Source organism: Micromonospora sp. DSM 43699 (genome assembly GCF_055517075.1).
Genome location: NZ_JBTMMT010000002.1, coordinates 165,535 through 181,838 on the forward strand (window position 1 = coordinate 165,535; position 16,304 = coordinate 181,838).

The window sequence follows — 16,304 nt, forward strand, 5'->3', positions numbered from 1 at the left end:
TCGTCGGTGACGTTACCGGCGACCCGCCGGCTTGTCAGCGGCCGTTCGGCCCTCGTCGTACCACCGGTAGTCGCCGGCGGGACGGTAGGTGCCGTTGTGCCAGGTCTGTGGTGCCTGGGCGACCCGGGACAGCTTCTCGGCGGTGGCCGGGCTGATCCGGTTGCCACCGGCGACGAGGAGCCGGTCCAGCTCCCGGTGGGTCGCCATCATGCAGTCCTTGGGCAGGCCGTAGACGCTGATGACGCCGGAGCCGACGAAGGTCAGCACCGGTGTCACCGGGATCGGCAGCCCGACCGCCCCGGTAAGCGCCTTGCTCGCCCGCTTGGCGTCCCGCCGGGCCTCGGTCACGTACGGCGGGCGCTTGCCGTTGATCTGCACCACGTCCCCGGCGACCAGCACCCGGGCCCGGCCGTGGTCGACGATGCTGACCGCGAAGAGCCCGCTGGGGCCGATGGCGAGGAACCCGGCGCGTTCGTCCTGGCCGTGGTCGCGCAGCATGTCCGAGACGTCGGTGCGGGGCCACTCGATCACGTGCCAGGCGGGGCCCAGGTGGTCGAGCTGACCGAGCGCCCGCGCCCCGGCGGCCTCCAGCCGACGGGCACCCCGCTCGGCTCGACGTCGACGCGCCCACTCCAGCGGGGTCGGACGAGCCGGGTCCAGTGCCGCGGACCCGTCGGGACGGGGCTGCGGCACCGCCACGGGCGGCAGTGCCCGGGTGGGTACGGCTCGACGAGCGGGAAAGACAGTCATCGCGACCTCCGGCAAAAGGTCTCTCGAAAGTTATGTTCTCACTACCCTACGTCGCCACTGTGGGGGTACGGCAAGTTGGAGCGCCGGAATGAGTGCGGATGAATGCCATATTCATCCGCAGTTCTTCCGCTGAACATCGATCAGCACTGTCCTACGCTGCGGGGGTGACCCACTACGTGGACAGCGAGGTCGGTCGACTCGGCACGGTGCTGTTGCACCGGCCGGGTCCGGAACTGGCCCGCCTCACCCCCCGCAACAACGACTCGTTGCTTTTCGACGCTATCCCATGGGTGGGCCGGGCCCAGGAGGAGCACGATGCCTTCGCCGCCGAGCTGCGCGACCGGGGCGTGGAGGTGCTCTACCTGGCCACCCTGCTCGCCGAGACCCTCGCCGTCGCAGAGGCCCGCGCCGAGCTCACCGAGCAGGTGCTCAGCTCGCCCCGACTGGGCGACACCCTGCGCCGTCGGGTCGCCGACCACCTCGCCTACCTCGACCCTGCCGCCCTCGCCGACGTGCTCACCGCCGGCCTCGCCCACGAGGAGGTACGGATCAGCGCCGAGCGCCCCGGTGGTCTGGTCTGGACGCTGATGGACCGGCACGACTTCGTCATCGACCCGCTGCCCAACCTGCTCTTCACCCGGGACTCGTCACTGTGGATCGGCGACCGGGTCGGGGTCACCAGCCTCGCCATGCCGGCCCGCCGCCGGGAGACCACACTCACCGACGCGATCTACCGCTACCACCCGAGATTCGTCGGCACCCGGGCCGTCTACCATCCCGGCCTGGAACACCTGGAGGGCGGCGACGTGCTGCTGCTCGCCCCCGGGGTGCTCGCCGTCGGGGTGGGCGAGCGGACCACCCCGGCCGGCGCCGAACGGCTGGCCCGGCAGGTCTTCGCCGCCGGCCTGGCGCACACCATGCTGGTGGTGCCGATCGCCCAGGAACGGGCCACCATGCACCTCGACACCGTCTGCACCATGGTCGACGTCGACGCGGTGCTGATGTACCCCAACGTGGCCAGCACGCTGTCGGCGTACACGGTGATCGTCGGACCGGACGGCGAGCCCCGGGTGGACGGCCCCGCGCCGTTCCTGCGCGCGGCTGCCGACGCGATGGACCTCGACCAGCTCCGGGTGATCGACACCGGCCTGGACCCGGTGACCGCCGAACGCGAGCAGTGGGACGACGGCAACAACACCCTCGCCCTGGCCCCCCGGCTCTGCGTCGGCTACGAACGCAACGTGGAGACCAACGCCCAGCTGGAACGCGCCGGCATCGAGGTCATCCCGATCGCCGGTTCGGAGCTGGGCTCCGGCCGGGGCGGCCCCCGCTGCATGTCCTGTCCACTGGTCCGCGAACCACTGCACCCGACCGCCGCCTGAGCCGCCCCGGGCGGGTGGGCTCAGCGGAGGGTGAGCTGGCGGCCGAGCAGACCCTGGCGGGCCCGGCGGCCGGCGGCGTCCAGCGGCTCCTTCTCGGCCAGCGCGTCGGCGTACCGCTTGGCGAACGCGGTGACCGGCTCCTCCCACTCGGCGGCCGGGACGTCCTCCGGCAGGTCCCAGACCGGCGCCAGCCGGCCGTGTGCCCGGAACATGCCGGCGAACTTCGTACCCTCGCTCAGGGTGAGGGCACCGGCGGCGGAGAGCCGGGAGAGCGTGTCCAGCGCGGCATCCTCGTCGTCGCCGAGCACCCAGCGCACGTGCGCCTTCTCCGGCACCCGGCACCAGTAGGCGGCCCGGGCGGCGGCCAGCTTCACGGTCGGGTAGATCGCCGCGTTCGCCCGCTCCAGGGACGCCTGCACGGTCGGGTCGTCTGCCGCACCGGGATCGAGCCAGAACTCGAAGCCCTCGTGCATCGTGATGTCCAGCGGGCCGTCCACCAGGATGTCCTGGAGCCGGGGGCCGGGGCCCGGCAGTGGCGGCACCGTCACCTGCCCGCCCGGCTCGGTACGCAGGGCGCAGAGCAGCGCCTCGGCCAGGTCCCGGGAGACGTCGCCGGACTGCTGGTGCCGCTGGAGACCGATGAACACCCGGCCGTCCGGCTTGGTCATCGCCGGGGCGGCCATCGGCAGCACGGTGGCCAGGGTGACCGGACGGTCACCGTGCTCCTCGACCAGCCCGGGGGTGAGCCGCAGCGGCGCGGAGGCGGCCGGCACGAGTTCGCGCAGGGCGATCCACTCCGGTTCGTCGGCCAACCCTTCGAACGGACGGGGGACGAAGACGTCCCGGATCTTCTCCCGGCGGGGAGCGGCCTCGACGCGCTGGTTCTTTCGACGCTTGCTCACGGCGAGACAGCCTAGAGCCCGCCGGGCGACGGCGGGGGCAGGACCCGCCACGCTGCGCCGGCTCGGCCGCCACGCTGCGCCGCACCGAGGCGCCGGGTCACCCGCTGCGTCGCCCCGCTGCGTCGGCCGACCCGGATCTGGCCCGACCCCGCGTCAGCCGGTGGGAACCAGGCCAGGCCGGCAGTCGGCCGGGTGGAACTCGGCCCAGACGCTCTGCCCCAGGCCGTCGCGGTCGACCCCCCAACAGCTGGCCAGCCCGGCGACGATGTGCAGGCCCCGGCCGTCGACGGCGTCTGTTCCGGCGGCCCGCATCAGGGGCCCGGCCTCGGCGCCGCCGTCGGTCACCCGGACCGACAGCACCGGCCCGGTCCGGGTCGGCCGTAGCCGCCAGGCGACCCGGACCACCCCGCCGGGCAGCGGGTCGGCGTGCCGGACCGCGTTGCCGACCAGTTCGGCCAGGACGGCCACCAGGTCCGCGAGGAGCGTCGGGGGCACCAGGTCGGCCAGTTCGTCGGCGAGCCGGTGCCGGGCCAGCCGCGCTCCGGTGACATGGTGGGGAACCACCACGCACCACGAACGATCGACTCGTCCCGTCGACACCCCGGCTCCTTCCCGTGCCCGCCGGTGCGGCGGTGCGCCCCGGCCCACCGGTGCCGGCTCGTCTCCGGCCCGCCGGTGCGGGATCATCCCCGCGGCAGCCGCACCTCTGCGACCGTACCGCCCCCGTCCCGTGGACGTAGGGATACCCATCCATTCTGCTGTTCAACGATCCGACGGACGAGATAGAGGCCGAGCCCGGCACCCGGATAACCCCGACGGTCCCCGGACTCGCCCTGCCAGAACCGGTCGAAGGCGCGTTCCACGTGCTCCGGCCGGATTCCCATCCCCCGGTCGGCCACCCGGAACGACACCGTCTGCCCGTCGGCCGTCGCGATCACCTCGATGGGGGAGTCCGTCGGCGACCACTTCCCCGCGTTGGTGCACAGCTCGGTCAGCACGGTGGTCAGCCGGTGCCGGTCCCCGAGTGTCTTGGGCAGGTCGACCGGGACGTGCAGGAGCAGCCGACGACGCAGGTCGCCGGGGAGGTCAAGCACCGCGGCGCGGAGCGCCTCACCGAGGTCGAACGGGACGGCCGGCTCGTCGCTGGGGCGTACGTCGGTGGCCGAGGTGAGCAGCCGGTCGACCAGTCGGGCCAGTTCGTTGGCCCGCTGACCGATCACCCGGGCCGCCTGCCGTCGATCGTGGTCGGTCAGCGACTCCCAGTGGTCGGTGAGGGTGTCCGCGTACCCCTTGATGACGGTGACCGGGGTACGCAGCTCGTGGCTGGTGACCGCGACGAACAGGTCCCGGTCGGAGTCGCGGCGTTGCTGGTCGGTGATGTCGCGGAAGGTGACCACCCGGAGCGTGCCCGGACCGACCAGCTCGCCGGAGGTGATCCGTAGCCACTGCCCGCCCGGCAGTTGGTGGTCGAGCACCTGGCCGGCCGCCGGGAGCGGGAACGGCAGCGGTCGGTTCATCGCCTCGGCGGCGGTGCGGCCGGTGACCTCGACGGCCGCCGGGTTCCACAGCCGGACCCGGCCGTCCCGGTCCACCACGGCCAGGCCGTCGGCGAGCGCCGCGACGACCGGGCCGTCGCCGTGCACCGGCAGGCCGCTCTGGTCGCCGTACATGTGGGCGATGCAGGAGGCGAAGTAACCGATGGTGGCGTGCTGGATCCGGTCCTCGGACTCCTCGTCGTCGGGATAGAGGGCGTGCAGGCTGCCGACGGTGAGCCCGTTGAGTTCGGCGCGGGCGACGATCATGCGGCGCAGACCGCGCTCGGCCAGTTCCCCAGCGAGCGGGCCGTCGAGACGGTCCAGCCGGGTCTGCCGGACCCGGGGGCCGGTGAGCAGGCAGACGGTGGCCGGGTCGGAGGCGGGCAGCGGACGGCCGATGGTCCACTCGGCGTTGCCGCTGGCGGCGATCACCCGTCCGCCGGTCGGGGCGAACTCGACGAAGGCCACGCAGGCCGCGCCGAGCGCGGGCCGGGCCGCCCGCAGCAGCGCGGTGAGCACCGGCAGCCCGGCCTCACCCGCATTGATCATCTCGATCACCGCGCCGTGGTCGGCGATGAGGGTGGCGAGATCGGTGCGCTCCGGCATGCCCCGAGTGTGCCCCGTGCGACGGCCTTCGGGCACCCCCGGGGAGTCGGGCCGGTCCGGCACCCGGTGCCGGCCCGAACGGTCGGCGTCGGCCCGGGGCAGGTGGGAGGCGGACGTCATCGACCGAGCCGGGCCAGGGTGTGCGCCGGCCGGTCGGTGATCACCCCGTCCACCCCGGCGTCGAGGACCAGGTCCAGGTCGGTCGGCTCGTTGACCGTCCAGACGTACACCTGGTGGCCGGCGGCCCGGAGTGCGGGCACCAGTTCCGGGCGGGCCCGGACCAGCCCGATGCCCGGCCCGGCGATCCGGGCCCCGAACGGCAGCCGGTCGAGCCGCAGCCAGCGGGGCAACACCTCCAGCAGCAGCACCGTCGGCAGCGCCGGGGCCAGCTCGCGGACCCGGCGGACCGCCAGCGGGGAGAAGGACATCACGGTGACCTGGACCGGATCGTCGGGGGCCGGCTCGGCCAGCCCGTGCCGTCGCAGCAGGGTGACCAGCCGGCGCTCGACGTCCCCCCGGTAGCGGGACGGGTGTTTGGTCTCCACCAGCAGCCGGACCGGGCGGCCGGCGGCCCGGACGGCGGCCAGCAGCCGGTCCAGGGTGAGCAGCCGGGTGCGCGTGTCGTCAAGCGCCTCGTCGCCGTCGGCCGGCGGGCACCCGGGGTGCCAGGAGCCGAAGTCCAGCGTCTCCAACTCGGCCAGGGTGCGGGCGCTGACCAGACCGTGGCCGTTGCTGGTCCGGTTCAACCGCCGATCGTGTACGCAGACCAGGTGCCCGTCGCGGGTCAGCCGGACGTCGCACTCCAGCCCGTCGGCGCCCTCGTCGAGGGCCCGCAGGTAGGCCGCCAGGGTGTGTTCGGGGAGGTCGGCCGACGCGCCACGGTGCGCGAAGACAAGTGGATCGCCCATCCTCCGACGCTCAGATGACCTGGCCGGGTTGCCCGTCCCCGGTGACCACCGGTTTGCCGACGGCCACCCACTGCCGCATCCCACCGTCGGCGTTGCGCACCTGCTCCCAGCCGTTGCCGAGCAGGTAACCGACCACCTGCGCGGAGCGCCCGCCGGAGCGGCAGATCACCGCGACGTCGCGGTCGGTGGGCACCTCGGCGAGCCGGGCCGGCAGCTCCATCATCGGTACGTGGTGGGCGCCGGGCGCGTGGCCCGCCGCCCACTCGTCGTCCTCACGGACGTCGAGCAGGTAGGTGTCGTCGTCGATCGCGGTCACGGGGACGCTGGGAACCTGGGATCCGAACACGGTCACCAAGCCTAGATCCTCGGTGCCGGGAACGGCACCTCGACGGTCGGCGTGGCGGCCCCGGGCTGCCGGTGATCGGGTGCCGGCGGCCGGCTGCCGGGTCACAGCCGGTTGACCCAGCGTGGGTTGGCCTGCGCCCAGTCGGGCAGCCGGTCGGTGCGGACGGCGTCGAAGAGCCCGCCGCCACCGTGGTCGAGCACCACGTACGAGATGCCGTCGATGGTCTGCGGGTACGAGGGCAACTGCACCCCGTGCAACGCGTCGGCGGGCAGCGCGCGCAACGCGAACACCAGGTCGTCCAGGGGCACGCCGTTGGTGTCGACGGTGAGCGAACCGCCTACCGCCCGCAGCACCCGGTCCAGTTGCACCGGGTCGCTGCGCAGGTGGGCCTGGGCGGCCCGGTCCATCATCGCCCGCAGCATCTGCTGCTGGTGTCGTTGCCTGTCGTAGTCGCCACCCGGGAGGCCGTAGCGCTGCCGGGCGTAGTCCAGCGCCTTCGCGCCGTCCATCTGCTGGCAGCCGACCGGGAAGAGGGCCCCGGTGTGGATCGACCGGACCTCGGTGTCGACGCACATCCGGATGCCGCCCAACAGGTCGATGACCTGCCGGAAACCGGCGAAGTCGACGAGTGCCGCGCCGTCGAAGCGGATGCCGGTGAGCTGGGTGAGGGTGGCCGAGAGCAGTCGGGTGCCGCCCTCGCCGCCGCCGCCGTGCTCGTACGCAGCGTTGATCTTGTCTTGCCCCCCGCCGTAGCCGATGCCGTCGGGTGGGATCGCGACCAGCAGGTCGCGGGGAACGGAAATCAGGTACGCCTGTCGCAGGCCGGGTGGGACGTGCACGATCAGGATGGTGTCCGATCGCTGGTCCGGCCCCTGCGCGCCGGCTCGTCGGTCGGAGCCGACGATCAGGTAGTTCAGGCCGTCGTCCAGCTCGGTGCGGGCCTGTCGGGCGTCCGGGGCGAGCAGTTGTTCCCGGCTGACCGTCCGGTCGTAGCGCTGGGTGAGCATCCGCACCCCGACCACGGCCAGCCCGGCGAGCAGCACCAGGGTCAGGCCGACGCCGAGCAGGACCCGCGACCCGCGGGCCGTACGCCGGGCGGGGGACGGTCTGCCCCGCCCCCGGTCGGATCGCGCTGACCTGGCCGTGACGTCCTCCCCGTGGCCGTAACGTGAATGTCTCTCACATCAGGCTAGGGCGGGACGGTGGGGCTCCGGGCCGGTTCCCCGCTATTTCCGGCGGGTCACTTGCGGGTGGACAGCACGCTCGGGTTGGCGTAGACGAATTCGCCGAGCTTGTCTTCCTTGATCGCCTGGAACATGTCCAGGGTCTGCGGGCTGAGCGCCTCGCGGTTGTTGGCGTTGCCGTTGAACGTGCCGCCGTTGGTGCGCAGCATGGTCAACTCGTTGGCGGTGACCCCGCGCATGGTGAAGACCAGGTCCGCGACCGGCACGCCGCCGGTGTCCAGGATGAACGCCTTACCGGCCGCCTTGATCAGCTGGTTGACCTTCACCGGGTTGGTCAGCATGCCCTTGTCGGTGGCCTTGCGGGCCATCGCCTTGATCAGCTGCTGCTGGTTCTGCTGCCTGTCGTAGTCGCTGTTCGGCAGGCCGTAGCGCTGCCGCGAGTAGTCGAGCGCCTGGAGGCCGCTCATCTCCCGGCAGCCCTTCTTGTAGACCACGGGCGTCATCGGCCGGCCGGTCTTCTTGGCGTCCGCGTTCCACATCTGCTTGCCGTCCACGATCATCATGTGGTGCGACTTCACCTCGTGGCTGACGCAGATGCGCACCGAGCCGAGGGTGTCGATGACGTTCTTGAAACCGCCGAAGTTGATGATCGCGGCGCCGTCGAAGCTGACCCCGGTCATGTTCTTGATGGTCTGGGCCATCAGCTGGGCGCCGCCCTCCCAGCCGCCACCGTTGCGTGCGCCGGCCTGGAACGCCGCGTTGATCTTGTCGGTGCCGCCCTTGAACCCGCTCTTCTTGAACGCGGGGATCTGCGCCTCGGTGTCCCGGGGGATCGAGATCAGGTACGCCTGGTCGTGGCTGGCCGGGATGTGCAGCACGATGATGCTGTCCGACCGGACGTCGTCGGCGGCCCAGCGCTCCCGGGCGTCCACCCCGAGCAGCAGCATGTCGATCGGGCCGTCCAGGTTGGCGCCGCCCTCGGCCTCGGTCTTGCCCGCCCCGCCGAGCAGGTTGCGCTGTGCGATGTTGCCGGTGGCCTGGCTGATCAGCACCTTGCTGCCGACGATCGCGACGCCACTGGTCAGCATCAGCACGGCGCCGAAGACCACTGTCAGCCGCGCCCAGAGCGGGTCCTTGCGCTTGGCACGCTTGCGGACCGTGCCGGTGCGCCGACCGCCGCGACCACCCGGTGACGGGACGGCGGCCGATGCCCGGTAGGGGTCGGCGCTCAGCGACGAGGGGCGGGGACTGGTCTGAACCGGCATGCGTGCTCCAGCTCGCGTGATCGGGGGGCGGGACCACTGTACGTACCGCTTCCCGGCAAGGCGAGGTCGTCACACGCACAAATCCCAGAAAACCTGACCTTTGCCCCCGCAATTCATCCGTTCGGACGAATTGATGAGACCGGACGGCCGTTGGCGTTCGATGATCAAGCGGTCGGCAAACGACCTCTGATGACGGTTGTCGAAATCTGCCCGACACATCGGGGCAGGCCGCGACGGCCCGCCCCGCGCCGGCGGGACCGTCAGTTGCCGTTGCCCGCCTTCTTGTCGGCCGCCACCCAGTCCGCCATCGTGTCGGCGGACATCGCCTTGTACATCGCCAGCGCCTTCTCCCGGTCGGAGACCACCACCGACTCCCCGTCGATGGTGTCGCTGCCGGTGTTCGGGCTGGTGAGGAAGGTCAGGTTCTCGCCGCGCAGATTACGGAACTGAATGGCCATGTCACCGAGGGAGAAGCCGTTGTCCACGGTCGCCGCGTCGGTCACCGACTGGAGGAACGCGTTCAGCTTCTTCGGGTTGGTAAGCGTGCCGGTGCTGGCCGCCTTGTCCATCAGCGCCCGCAGGAACTCCTGCTGGTGACGCATCCGGGCGAAGTCACCCTGGGGGAACTGCTTGCGCTGCCGGATCCAGTCCAGCGCCGTGGCGCCGTCCATGTGCATGGTGCCCTTGGTGAACTTCCGGTACGGCTTGTGGATCGAGGTGATGCTCTGCTCCACCTTCAGGTCGACCCCGCCGACCGCGTCGGTGACCTCCTTGAAGCCGCCGAAGTCGATCGCCATCACGTTGTCGATCCGGACGTCCGTGAAGCACTCCACGGTGCGTACCGCCAGCGGCAGGCCACCGAAGGCGAACGCCGCGTTGATCTTCGCCCGCCGGCCGGAGGAGCAGTCCGCGCCGGCGCTCTCCGGGATCGGCACGTACAGGTCACGCGGGACGGAGACCAGGTAGGCCGACTGGTGGTCGGCCGGGATGTGCATGACGATCAGCGTGTCCGCGCGCCACTCGCCCGGCTTGTCGACCGCTGCGTCCGGGTCCCGCGAGTCCGTGCCCACCAGCAGGATGTTGAGCGCCCCGTCGACCGGCTTGGCGGGCCGACCGCCGGTGATCTCGGAGAACGGGTCGGTGCGGGCCAGGTCCTTGTCGAGGCTGCGGGTGTAGAAGAAGGCCCCGATCCCGCCGAGCAGCGCCACCACCAGCACCGTCACGCCGGCCACCAGGGCGATCCGCCCCCAGCGCGGTCGCGGCCCGCGCCTGCCGTAGTTCCCCGGCCCGCCTGGCCCGGCGGGGGTGCCTGGGCCGCCCGGTCCGCCGGAGCGGGGCTGGCCCTCCTGGTACGACGGGTACCACTGCGCGTCGGACTGGCGGGAGCGCCCGGTGGTGCCCCGGTCGGCACCGGGCACCGGGGCACGGCCCGCGCCGCGGTGCAGGTACGGGAGCGAGGCGCCGGCTGACGAGGTCGCTGACATGCGTTTCAGCGTACGTAGGCCGGTCGAGCGTCGGCGGAACGCGAAGCCCGCCGGCCGTCCCGCGTGGCGCGGGGGAGCTACCCTAACCGGTCGCGGAAATGGTCGATGGTGCGCCGGAGGCCCTCCTCGGGCGAGACCGCCGCCTGGTATCCCAGCAGGTCCCGGGCCAGGGTGAGGTCGGGGCGGCGCATCTCCGGGTCGTCCGAGCTGCGAGTGACGTAGGTCACCTGTGACTGGCTGCCGGAGAGTGACGCGATGGTCTCGGCGAGTTGCCGCATGGTCAGCTCGTGCTCGGTGCCGCAGTTGATCGGGCCGGTCTCCGTCGAGTCGAGCAGCAGCAGGATTCCCCGCACCAGGTCGTCGACATAACAGATCGACCGGGTCTGTCCACCCGTGCCGTGCACGGTGATCGGCTCGCCGCGCAGCGCCTGGGAGATGAAGGTCGGGATGGCCCGGCCGTCGTCCGGGCGCATCCGTGGGCCGTACGTGTTGAAGATCCGGACGATCGCCGCGTCCAGCCCCCGACTGCGGTGGTAGGCCATGGTGGCCGCCTCGGAGAAGCGCTTCGCCTCGTCGTAGACGCTGCGCACCCCGATCGGGTTGACGTTGCCCCAGTACGTCTCCCGTTGCGGGTGTTCCTTCGGATCCCCGTACGCCTCGGAGGTGGAGGCCATCAGGAACCGGGCGCCGTCGGCGACCGCGCGGTCGAGCAGGTGCAGGGTGCCCACCGAACCGACCCGCAGGATCTCCACCGGCAACTTCTCGAAGTCGGTCGGGCTGGCCGGGGACGCCATGTGCAGGATCGCGTCGAACCGCTGGGTCAGGGCCGGGTGGTGGGTGGGCAGGCCCTCGGAGATGTCCGCCTCGACCAGGGTGAAACGGGGGTCGTCCGCCAGGTGCGCGACGTTGTCCTTGGAACCGGTGACGAAGTTGTCAAGCGCGACCACCGTGCACCCGCGGTCGATCAGGGCGTCCACCAGGTGCGACGGCACGAACCCGGCGCCGCCGGTGACGAGGACGCGGTGACCGTTTCCGAACCGCTGGGCAACCTTCATGGCGGTCAGCCTACCCAGCACGGCACCCGCACACTCTTTGGACCTGGAAGATCCCGGTGTCCCGTACGCTGCCCGTCCCTGTCGCTGTGGCCGGTCGACCCCGACGGACCCGGTGCACGGCGGAGGCCCCCGCCGCGGGCGTCGCGGCGGGGGCCTCGTGGTGCCGGTCGGTCAGTGCGCTCCCGCGCCGGTGAGGGCACGCACCTCCAGCTCGGCGTACTTGTCCTCGTCGTGCTCCTTGGAGATGATCGTGCCGATCCAGCCGCAGAGGAAGCCGAACGGGATGGACAGCAGGCCCGGGTTCGACAGCGGGAACCACTGCCAGTCGTGCTCCGGGAACATCGAGGTCGGCGCGCCGGAGACGACAGGCGAGAAGAACACCAGGAACACGGCGGAGAGCAGACCGCCGTAGATGGCCCAGACCGCGCCCGAGGTGTTGAACCGCTTCCAGAACAGGCTGTAGAGGATCGCCGGCAGGTTGCCCGAGGCGGCCACCGCGAACGCCAGCGCCACCAGGAAGGCCACGTTCAGGCTCTGCGCGTAGATCGACAGGGCGATCGAGACCGCGCCGATGACCAGGGCCGAGATCCGGGCCACCCGGACCTCCTGCCGTTCGGAGGTCTGCCCCTTCTTGACCACGTTGGCATAGAAGTCGTGCGCCAGGCTGGACGACGACGCCAGGGTCAACCCGGCGACCACCGCCAGGATGGTCGCGAAGGCCACCGCCGCGATGATCGCCAACAGGGTCGCCCCGCCCAGGTCACCGCCGAGGAAGGTCTTGCCCAACTCCTCGGCGAGCTGCGGCGCGGCGGTGTTGCCGGCCTTGTCCTGCGCGACGATCGCCTTGCCGCCGACCAGCGCCGCCGCACCGAAGCCGAGGGCGAGGGTCAGCAGGTAGAAGGTGCCGATGATGCCGATCGCCCAGAGCACGCTCTTGCGGGCCGCCTTGGCGGTCGGCACGGTGTAGAAGCGGATCAGGATGTGCGGCAGGCCGGCCGTGCCGAGCACCAGGGCGATACCAAGCGACAGCAGGTCCATCTTGTTGTAGAAGGTCTGGGTCGAGTTGCCGGCCACCTCGACGCCGTAGCGGAGCCCGGGTTCGAGGAACGCGTTGCCCTTGCCCGACGTGGCGGCGGCGTCACCCAGCAGCGCCGAGAGGTTGAAGTTGTACTTCGCCAGCACCAGCACGGTCATCACCAGCGCGCCGGTCATCAGCAGGAACGCCTTGACGATCTGGACGTACGTGGTGCCCTTCATGCCACCCACGGTCACGTAGATGATCATGAGGGCACCGACCATGATGATGGTGGCGATCTTGGCGGTGTCGGCGTCCATGCCGAGGAAGGTCGTGCCCGGCTTGATCCCGAGCAGCAGCGCGACCAGGGCGCCCGCGCCTACCATCTGGGCCAGCAGGTAGAAGATCGACACGGTGATGGTGGAGACCGCCGCCGCCGTACGCACCGGGCGCTGGCGCATCCGGAAGGCCAGCACGTCGGCCATCGTGTACCGGCCCGAGTTGCGCAGCAGCTCCGCCACCAGCAGCAGTGCCACCAGCCAGGCGACCAGGAAGCCGATGGAGTAGAGGAAGCCGTCGTAGCCGTACAGCGCGATGATGCCGGCGATGCCGAGGAACGACGCGGCCGACATGTAGTCGCCGCCGATCGCCATGCCGTTCTGGAAGCCGGAGAAGGACCGGCCGCCGGCGTAGAAGTCGGTGGCCGTCTTGGTCTGCCGGCTGGCCCAGATGGTGATGGCCAGGGTCACCGCCACGAAGACCAGGAACAGGGTGATGGTGAGGTTGCGGGCGGTGCCGCCACCCGCCTCAACCGCGAGGACCGGATTCATGGGTCACCTCCCCGATCTCGGCGCGGATGCGGTCGGCGACCGGGTCGAGCTTCCGGTCGGCGTACCGGGAGTAGAGCCAGGCGATGAGGAACGTCGAGACGAACTGGAGCAGACCGAAGACCAGCGCCACGTTGATGTTGCTGCCGAAGAGCTTCGTGCCCATGAAGTCCCGCGCGTAGGCGGAGAGGATCACGTAGAGCGCGTACCACAGGAAGAACGCGACGGTCATCGGGAAGACGAAGCTGCGCAGCGCGCGGCGCAACCCGACGAACTCGTCCGACCGTTGTACGGCCAGATAACGCTCCGCCGCCGACTCGGCCGGGGCGGGCGTGGGTGTGTCCGTGGACATTCTGTGGATCACCACCTTCACAGGCGTTGGGGTTTCGCGCACCGTAGAGAGCCCGCTGCCTGCCGGGAAAGGCCGGGATCGATCCCGGCAGCCACCTGCGCCGAACGGTCCCCCACCTGCGCCCAGTGACCCGCGTCACCCCGCTCACCGGCCCGTGGGCCGGCTCTCGGGGTGGGGCGGGTCAGGGAAGTTGGTGGTAGCGGCCCCGGTAGTGCAGGAGCGGAGGGGTGTCGGTGCCGATCTCGACCGTCTCGATGGTGGCCTCGACCAGGAGGGCCCAGCCGCACTCCCGGGCGGTGTCCAGGCGGCAGCCGGCCCAGCTCCCGGCGTCGGCGGGCACCGGCCCGTAGCGGGTGTCGGTCCACGAGTCCGTGGCGAAGAGGCCGCCCGGGGAGGGGAAGAGGCCGGCGAACCGGTCGGCGAGCTGCCGGTGTGCCGGGCCCAGCGGGGCGACCGCGAACCGACCGGACTCCTCGACCGCCGCCCACAGGTCCGACTCCGGGTCGACCAGCCCGAGCAGGCGGTCCGGCTCCCCCTCGACGACCAGGGTTGACGACACGGTCAGCCCGGCCGGGCCGGGAGCCGTCCAGAGGGTCACCGGTGCGGCCAGCCTGCCCCGCAGTCGGCGTACCGGCGAGCGCTGACCGGTCGGCACCGCGAACGGGTCGGTGTGGTGGATCTCGGCACCCGGTTCTGGGTTCACGTGAAACATTGTGACTCCCGCCCCACCGGGTACGGGGGACCGTCCCCACCTGACCGTTCCCGACATGCCTGGTCGGGGCCGGTGCCGGCGGGCCGGCGGCCGGTGCCGGTCGGAGCGGTCGCGCTGACCTGAGCCCAGTACCCTTTCCTGTGGTCAGTTGCGTAGAGTAGCCGAGTTCAGGGGCTGCCGAGCCGCGACTGGGCTTCGGAGTGGGGCGGCACGGTGTCGCCGACGCGAGTGGGGAAGGCGGAGGCCGGCAGATGTCTGCGGTGAGGCGCAAGGCTGTGGTGCTGCTCAGTGGGGGGCTCGACTCGGCCACGGTGCTCGCGATGGCGGTGCACGAGGGGTACGAGGCCTACGCGTTGAGCTTCCGTTACGGTCAGCGACACACGGTGGAGCTCGACGCCGCGCGTCGGGTGGCGGAGGGGCTCGGCGCCGCCCGGCACGTGGTCGCCGACATCGATCTCCGGGTCTTCGGTGGCTCGGCGCTGACCGACGACGCGCTCGCGGTGCCGCACCACGACAGCGCGGACGATCTCGGCTCGGACATCCCGATCACCTACGTGCCGGCCCGGAACACCATCTTTCTGTCCTTCGCGCTGGCGTGGGCGGAGACCCTGGACGCCTCGGACGTGTTCATCGGCGTCAGTGCCCTCGACTACAGCGGCTACCCCGACTGCCGGCCCGAGTACATCGCCGCGTACGAGCAGATGGCCAACCTGGCGACCAAGGCGGGTGTCGAGGGCCGGCAGCGGCTGCGCGTGCACACCCCCCTGATCGAGCTGACCAAGGCCGACACGATCCGTCGGGGCCTGGAGTTGGGCGTGGACTACGCCTGGACGCACAGCTGCTACGACCCGGTCGAGGGGCGCGCGTGCGGGACGTGTGACTCGTGCCTGCTGCGGGCCCGTGGGTTCGCCGAGCTCGGTCTCGTCGATCCGGCGCTGACGTCGGCGGGCGGGTGAGCCCGGTGTACCGGGTCAAGGAGATCTTCTACACCCTGCAGGGCGAGGGCACCCACGCAGGTCGGCCGGCGGTGTTCTGCCGGTTCACCAGCTGCAACCTCTGGACGGGGCGGGAACAGGACAGGCACCGCGCCATCTGCCAGTTCTGCGACACGGACTTCGTCGGCACGGACGGCCCCGGCGGGGGCCGTTTCCGTACGGCGGTCGAGCTGGCCGGCGCGGTGGCCGCGGCGTGGCAGGGGCAGGAGCATCCGCGGAGCCGCCCGTACGTGGTGTGCACCGGCGGCGAGCCGCTGTTGCAGCTGGACGACGCGGCTGTCCGGGCCCTGCACGACGAGGGTTTCGAGGTGGCGGTGGAGACCAACGGCACCCGGCCTGCCCCGGCCGGACTCGACTGGATCTGCGTGAGCCCCAAGGCGGGCGCCGAGGTGGTGCTCACCCGTGGGCACGACCTCAAGCTGGTCTATCCGCAGGCCGGGGCCGAGCCGACCCGGTTCGAGCAGCTCGACTTCGAGCACTTTCTGTTGCAGCCCATGGACGGTCCGGACCGGGTGGCCAACACCGAGGCCACGGTCCGGTACTGCCTCGACCATCCGCAGTGGCAGTTGAGTCTGCAGACACACAAGTACCTAGGAATCGCCTGATGGAAATCTTCCGGGAGTTCACCTTCGAGGCCGCGCACCGGCTGCCCAATGTGCCCGCCGGGCACAAGTGCGCCAGGCTGCACGGCCACTCGTACCGGGTGCAGGTGCACGTCGAGGGTGACGTCGACCCCGAGGCGGGCTGGGTGATGGACTTCGGCGACCTGAAGCGGGCCTGCCAGCCGCTGCGCGACCAGCTCGACCACTACTACCTCAACGAGGTGCCCGGTCTGGAGAACCCGACGAGCGAGGTGCTGGCCCGCTGGATCTGGGACCGGCTGGTCGACCAGCTGCCGCTCTCGGCGGTCATGGTCCGTGAGACGTGCACCTCCGGCTGCGTCTACCGGGGAGAGCGCTGACGCCTCCGGCCTGCCGGCACCGCCC

Annotated in this window: 17 protein-coding genes; 4 read left to right on the forward strand and 13 right to left on the reverse strand. The window is 71.4% G+C overall.

Features of this window, described 5'->3' with window-relative positions; all coding sequences use genetic code 11:
* Window positions 1-12: 12 nt before the first annotated feature.
* The gene (locus AC0AIB_RS02150) at window positions 13-750 is read right to left on the reverse strand and encodes a hypothetical protein (protein ID WP_328341872.1); all 738 of its coding nucleotides are present in this window, start codon (window positions 748-750) and stop codon (window positions 13-15) included.
* A 164-nt stretch (window positions 751-914) separates the two neighbouring features.
* Between AC0AIB_RS02150 and AC0AIB_RS02155 the strand changes: the two genes are divergently transcribed.
* The gene (locus AC0AIB_RS02155) at window positions 915-2,132 is read left to right on the forward strand and encodes an arginine deiminase (protein ID WP_328341874.1); all 1,218 of its coding nucleotides are present in this window, start codon (window positions 915-917) and stop codon (window positions 2,130-2,132) included.
* A 20-nt stretch (window positions 2,133-2,152) separates the two neighbouring features.
* On the opposite strand, the gene AC0AIB_RS02160 is transcribed toward AC0AIB_RS02155, so the two are convergent.
* The 12 genes from AC0AIB_RS02160 to AC0AIB_RS02215 all read right to left on the reverse strand — a co-directional run bounded on the left by AC0AIB_RS02160 (window position 2,153) and on the right by AC0AIB_RS02215 (window position 14,380).
* Window positions 2,153-3,034 carry a DUF5926 family protein gene (locus tag AC0AIB_RS02160; protein WP_465095882.1) on the reverse strand — a complete coding sequence of 294 codons (882 nt, stop codon included), beginning with the start codon at window positions 3,032-3,034 and terminating at the stop codon, window positions 2,153-2,155.
* Between the two features lie 153 nt (window positions 3,035-3,187).
* Window positions 3,188-3,601, reverse strand: a complete 414-nt coding sequence (locus tag AC0AIB_RS02165; protein ID WP_328348994.1) for an ATP-binding protein — start codon at window positions 3,599-3,601, stop codon at window positions 3,188-3,190.
* Between the two features lie 116 nt (window positions 3,602-3,717).
* Complete coding sequence (locus tag AC0AIB_RS02170) at window positions 3,718-5,175, reverse strand: sensor histidine kinase (RefSeq protein WP_328341877.1); 1,458 nt, start codon at window positions 5,173-5,175, stop codon at window positions 3,718-3,720.
* A gap of 116 nt (window positions 5,176-5,291) precedes the next feature.
* Window positions 5,292-6,083, reverse strand: coding sequence for a glycerophosphodiester phosphodiesterase (locus AC0AIB_RS02175; protein ID WP_328341879.1), 792 nt, complete (start codon window positions 6,081-6,083; stop codon window positions 5,292-5,294).
* Window positions 6,084-6,093: 10 nt separating this feature from the next.
* Window positions 6,094-6,429 carry a rhodanese-like domain-containing protein gene (locus tag AC0AIB_RS02180; RefSeq protein WP_328341880.1) on the reverse strand — a complete coding sequence of 112 codons (336 nt, stop codon included), beginning with the start codon at window positions 6,427-6,429 and terminating at the stop codon, window positions 6,094-6,096.
* A 101-nt stretch (window positions 6,430-6,530) separates the two neighbouring features.
* Window positions 6,531-7,472: an LCP family protein gene (locus AC0AIB_RS02185; protein ID WP_328341881.1), complete on the reverse strand. Its 942-nt coding sequence runs from the start codon at window positions 7,470-7,472 to the stop codon at window positions 6,531-6,533.
* A gap of 197 nt (window positions 7,473-7,669) precedes the next feature.
* On the reverse strand, window positions 7,670-8,878 hold the full coding sequence (locus AC0AIB_RS02190) for an LCP family protein (protein ID WP_328341883.1): 1,209 nt from the start codon (window positions 8,876-8,878) through the stop codon (window positions 7,670-7,672).
* A gap of 260 nt (window positions 8,879-9,138) precedes the next feature.
* Entirely contained in the window at window positions 9,139-10,362 is a 1,224-nt protein-coding gene (locus AC0AIB_RS02195) for an LCP family protein (RefSeq protein ID WP_328341885.1), read from the reverse strand.
* Between the two features lie 77 nt (window positions 10,363-10,439).
* Entirely contained in the window at window positions 10,440-11,417 is a 978-nt protein-coding gene (locus AC0AIB_RS02200) for an NAD-dependent epimerase/dehydratase family protein (protein ID WP_328341887.1), read from the reverse strand.
* Between the two features lie 171 nt (window positions 11,418-11,588).
* A complete protein-coding gene (locus AC0AIB_RS02205; protein WP_328341889.1) occupies window positions 11,589-13,262 on the reverse strand; it encodes a solute symporter family protein in 1,674 nt (557 codons plus the stop codon).
* Window positions 13,240-13,611 carry a DUF485 domain-containing protein gene (locus AC0AIB_RS02210; RefSeq protein ID WP_328341891.1) on the reverse strand — a complete coding sequence of 124 codons (372 nt, stop codon included), beginning with the start codon at window positions 13,609-13,611 and terminating at the stop codon, window positions 13,240-13,242. The genes AC0AIB_RS02205 and AC0AIB_RS02210 overlap by 23 nt, the downstream gene beginning before the upstream one ends.
* 181 nt (window positions 13,612-13,792) lie before the next feature.
* The gene (locus AC0AIB_RS02215; protein ID WP_328341893.1) at window positions 13,793-14,380 is read right to left on the reverse strand and encodes a flavin reductase family protein; all 588 of its coding nucleotides are present in this window, start codon (window positions 14,378-14,380) and stop codon (window positions 13,793-13,795) included.
* Between the two features lie 194 nt (window positions 14,381-14,574).
* Between AC0AIB_RS02215 and queC the strand changes: the two genes are divergently transcribed.
* Genes queC through queD form a run of 3 tightly spaced genes read left to right on the forward strand, consistent with a single transcriptional unit; the run spans window position 14,575 to window position 16,279 of the window.
* Window positions 14,575-15,279 (forward strand): 7-cyano-7-deazaguanine synthase QueC, encoded by a 705-nt coding sequence (queC, locus tag AC0AIB_RS02220; protein ID WP_328341895.1) that lies wholly within the window; start codon window positions 14,575-14,577, stop codon window positions 15,277-15,279.
* A gap of 5 nt (window positions 15,280-15,284) precedes the next feature.
* Window positions 15,285-15,923, forward strand: a complete 639-nt coding sequence (gene queE, locus AC0AIB_RS02225; RefSeq protein ID WP_465095883.1) for a 7-carboxy-7-deazaguanine synthase — start codon at window positions 15,285-15,287, stop codon at window positions 15,921-15,923.
* On the forward strand, window positions 15,923-16,279 hold the full coding sequence (gene queD, locus AC0AIB_RS02230; protein ID WP_328341899.1) for a 6-carboxytetrahydropterin synthase QueD: 357 nt from the start codon (window positions 15,923-15,925) through the stop codon (window positions 16,277-16,279). Before queE ends, queD begins: the two co-directional genes overlap by 1 nt.
* Window positions 16,280-16,304 lie beyond the last annotated feature (25 nt).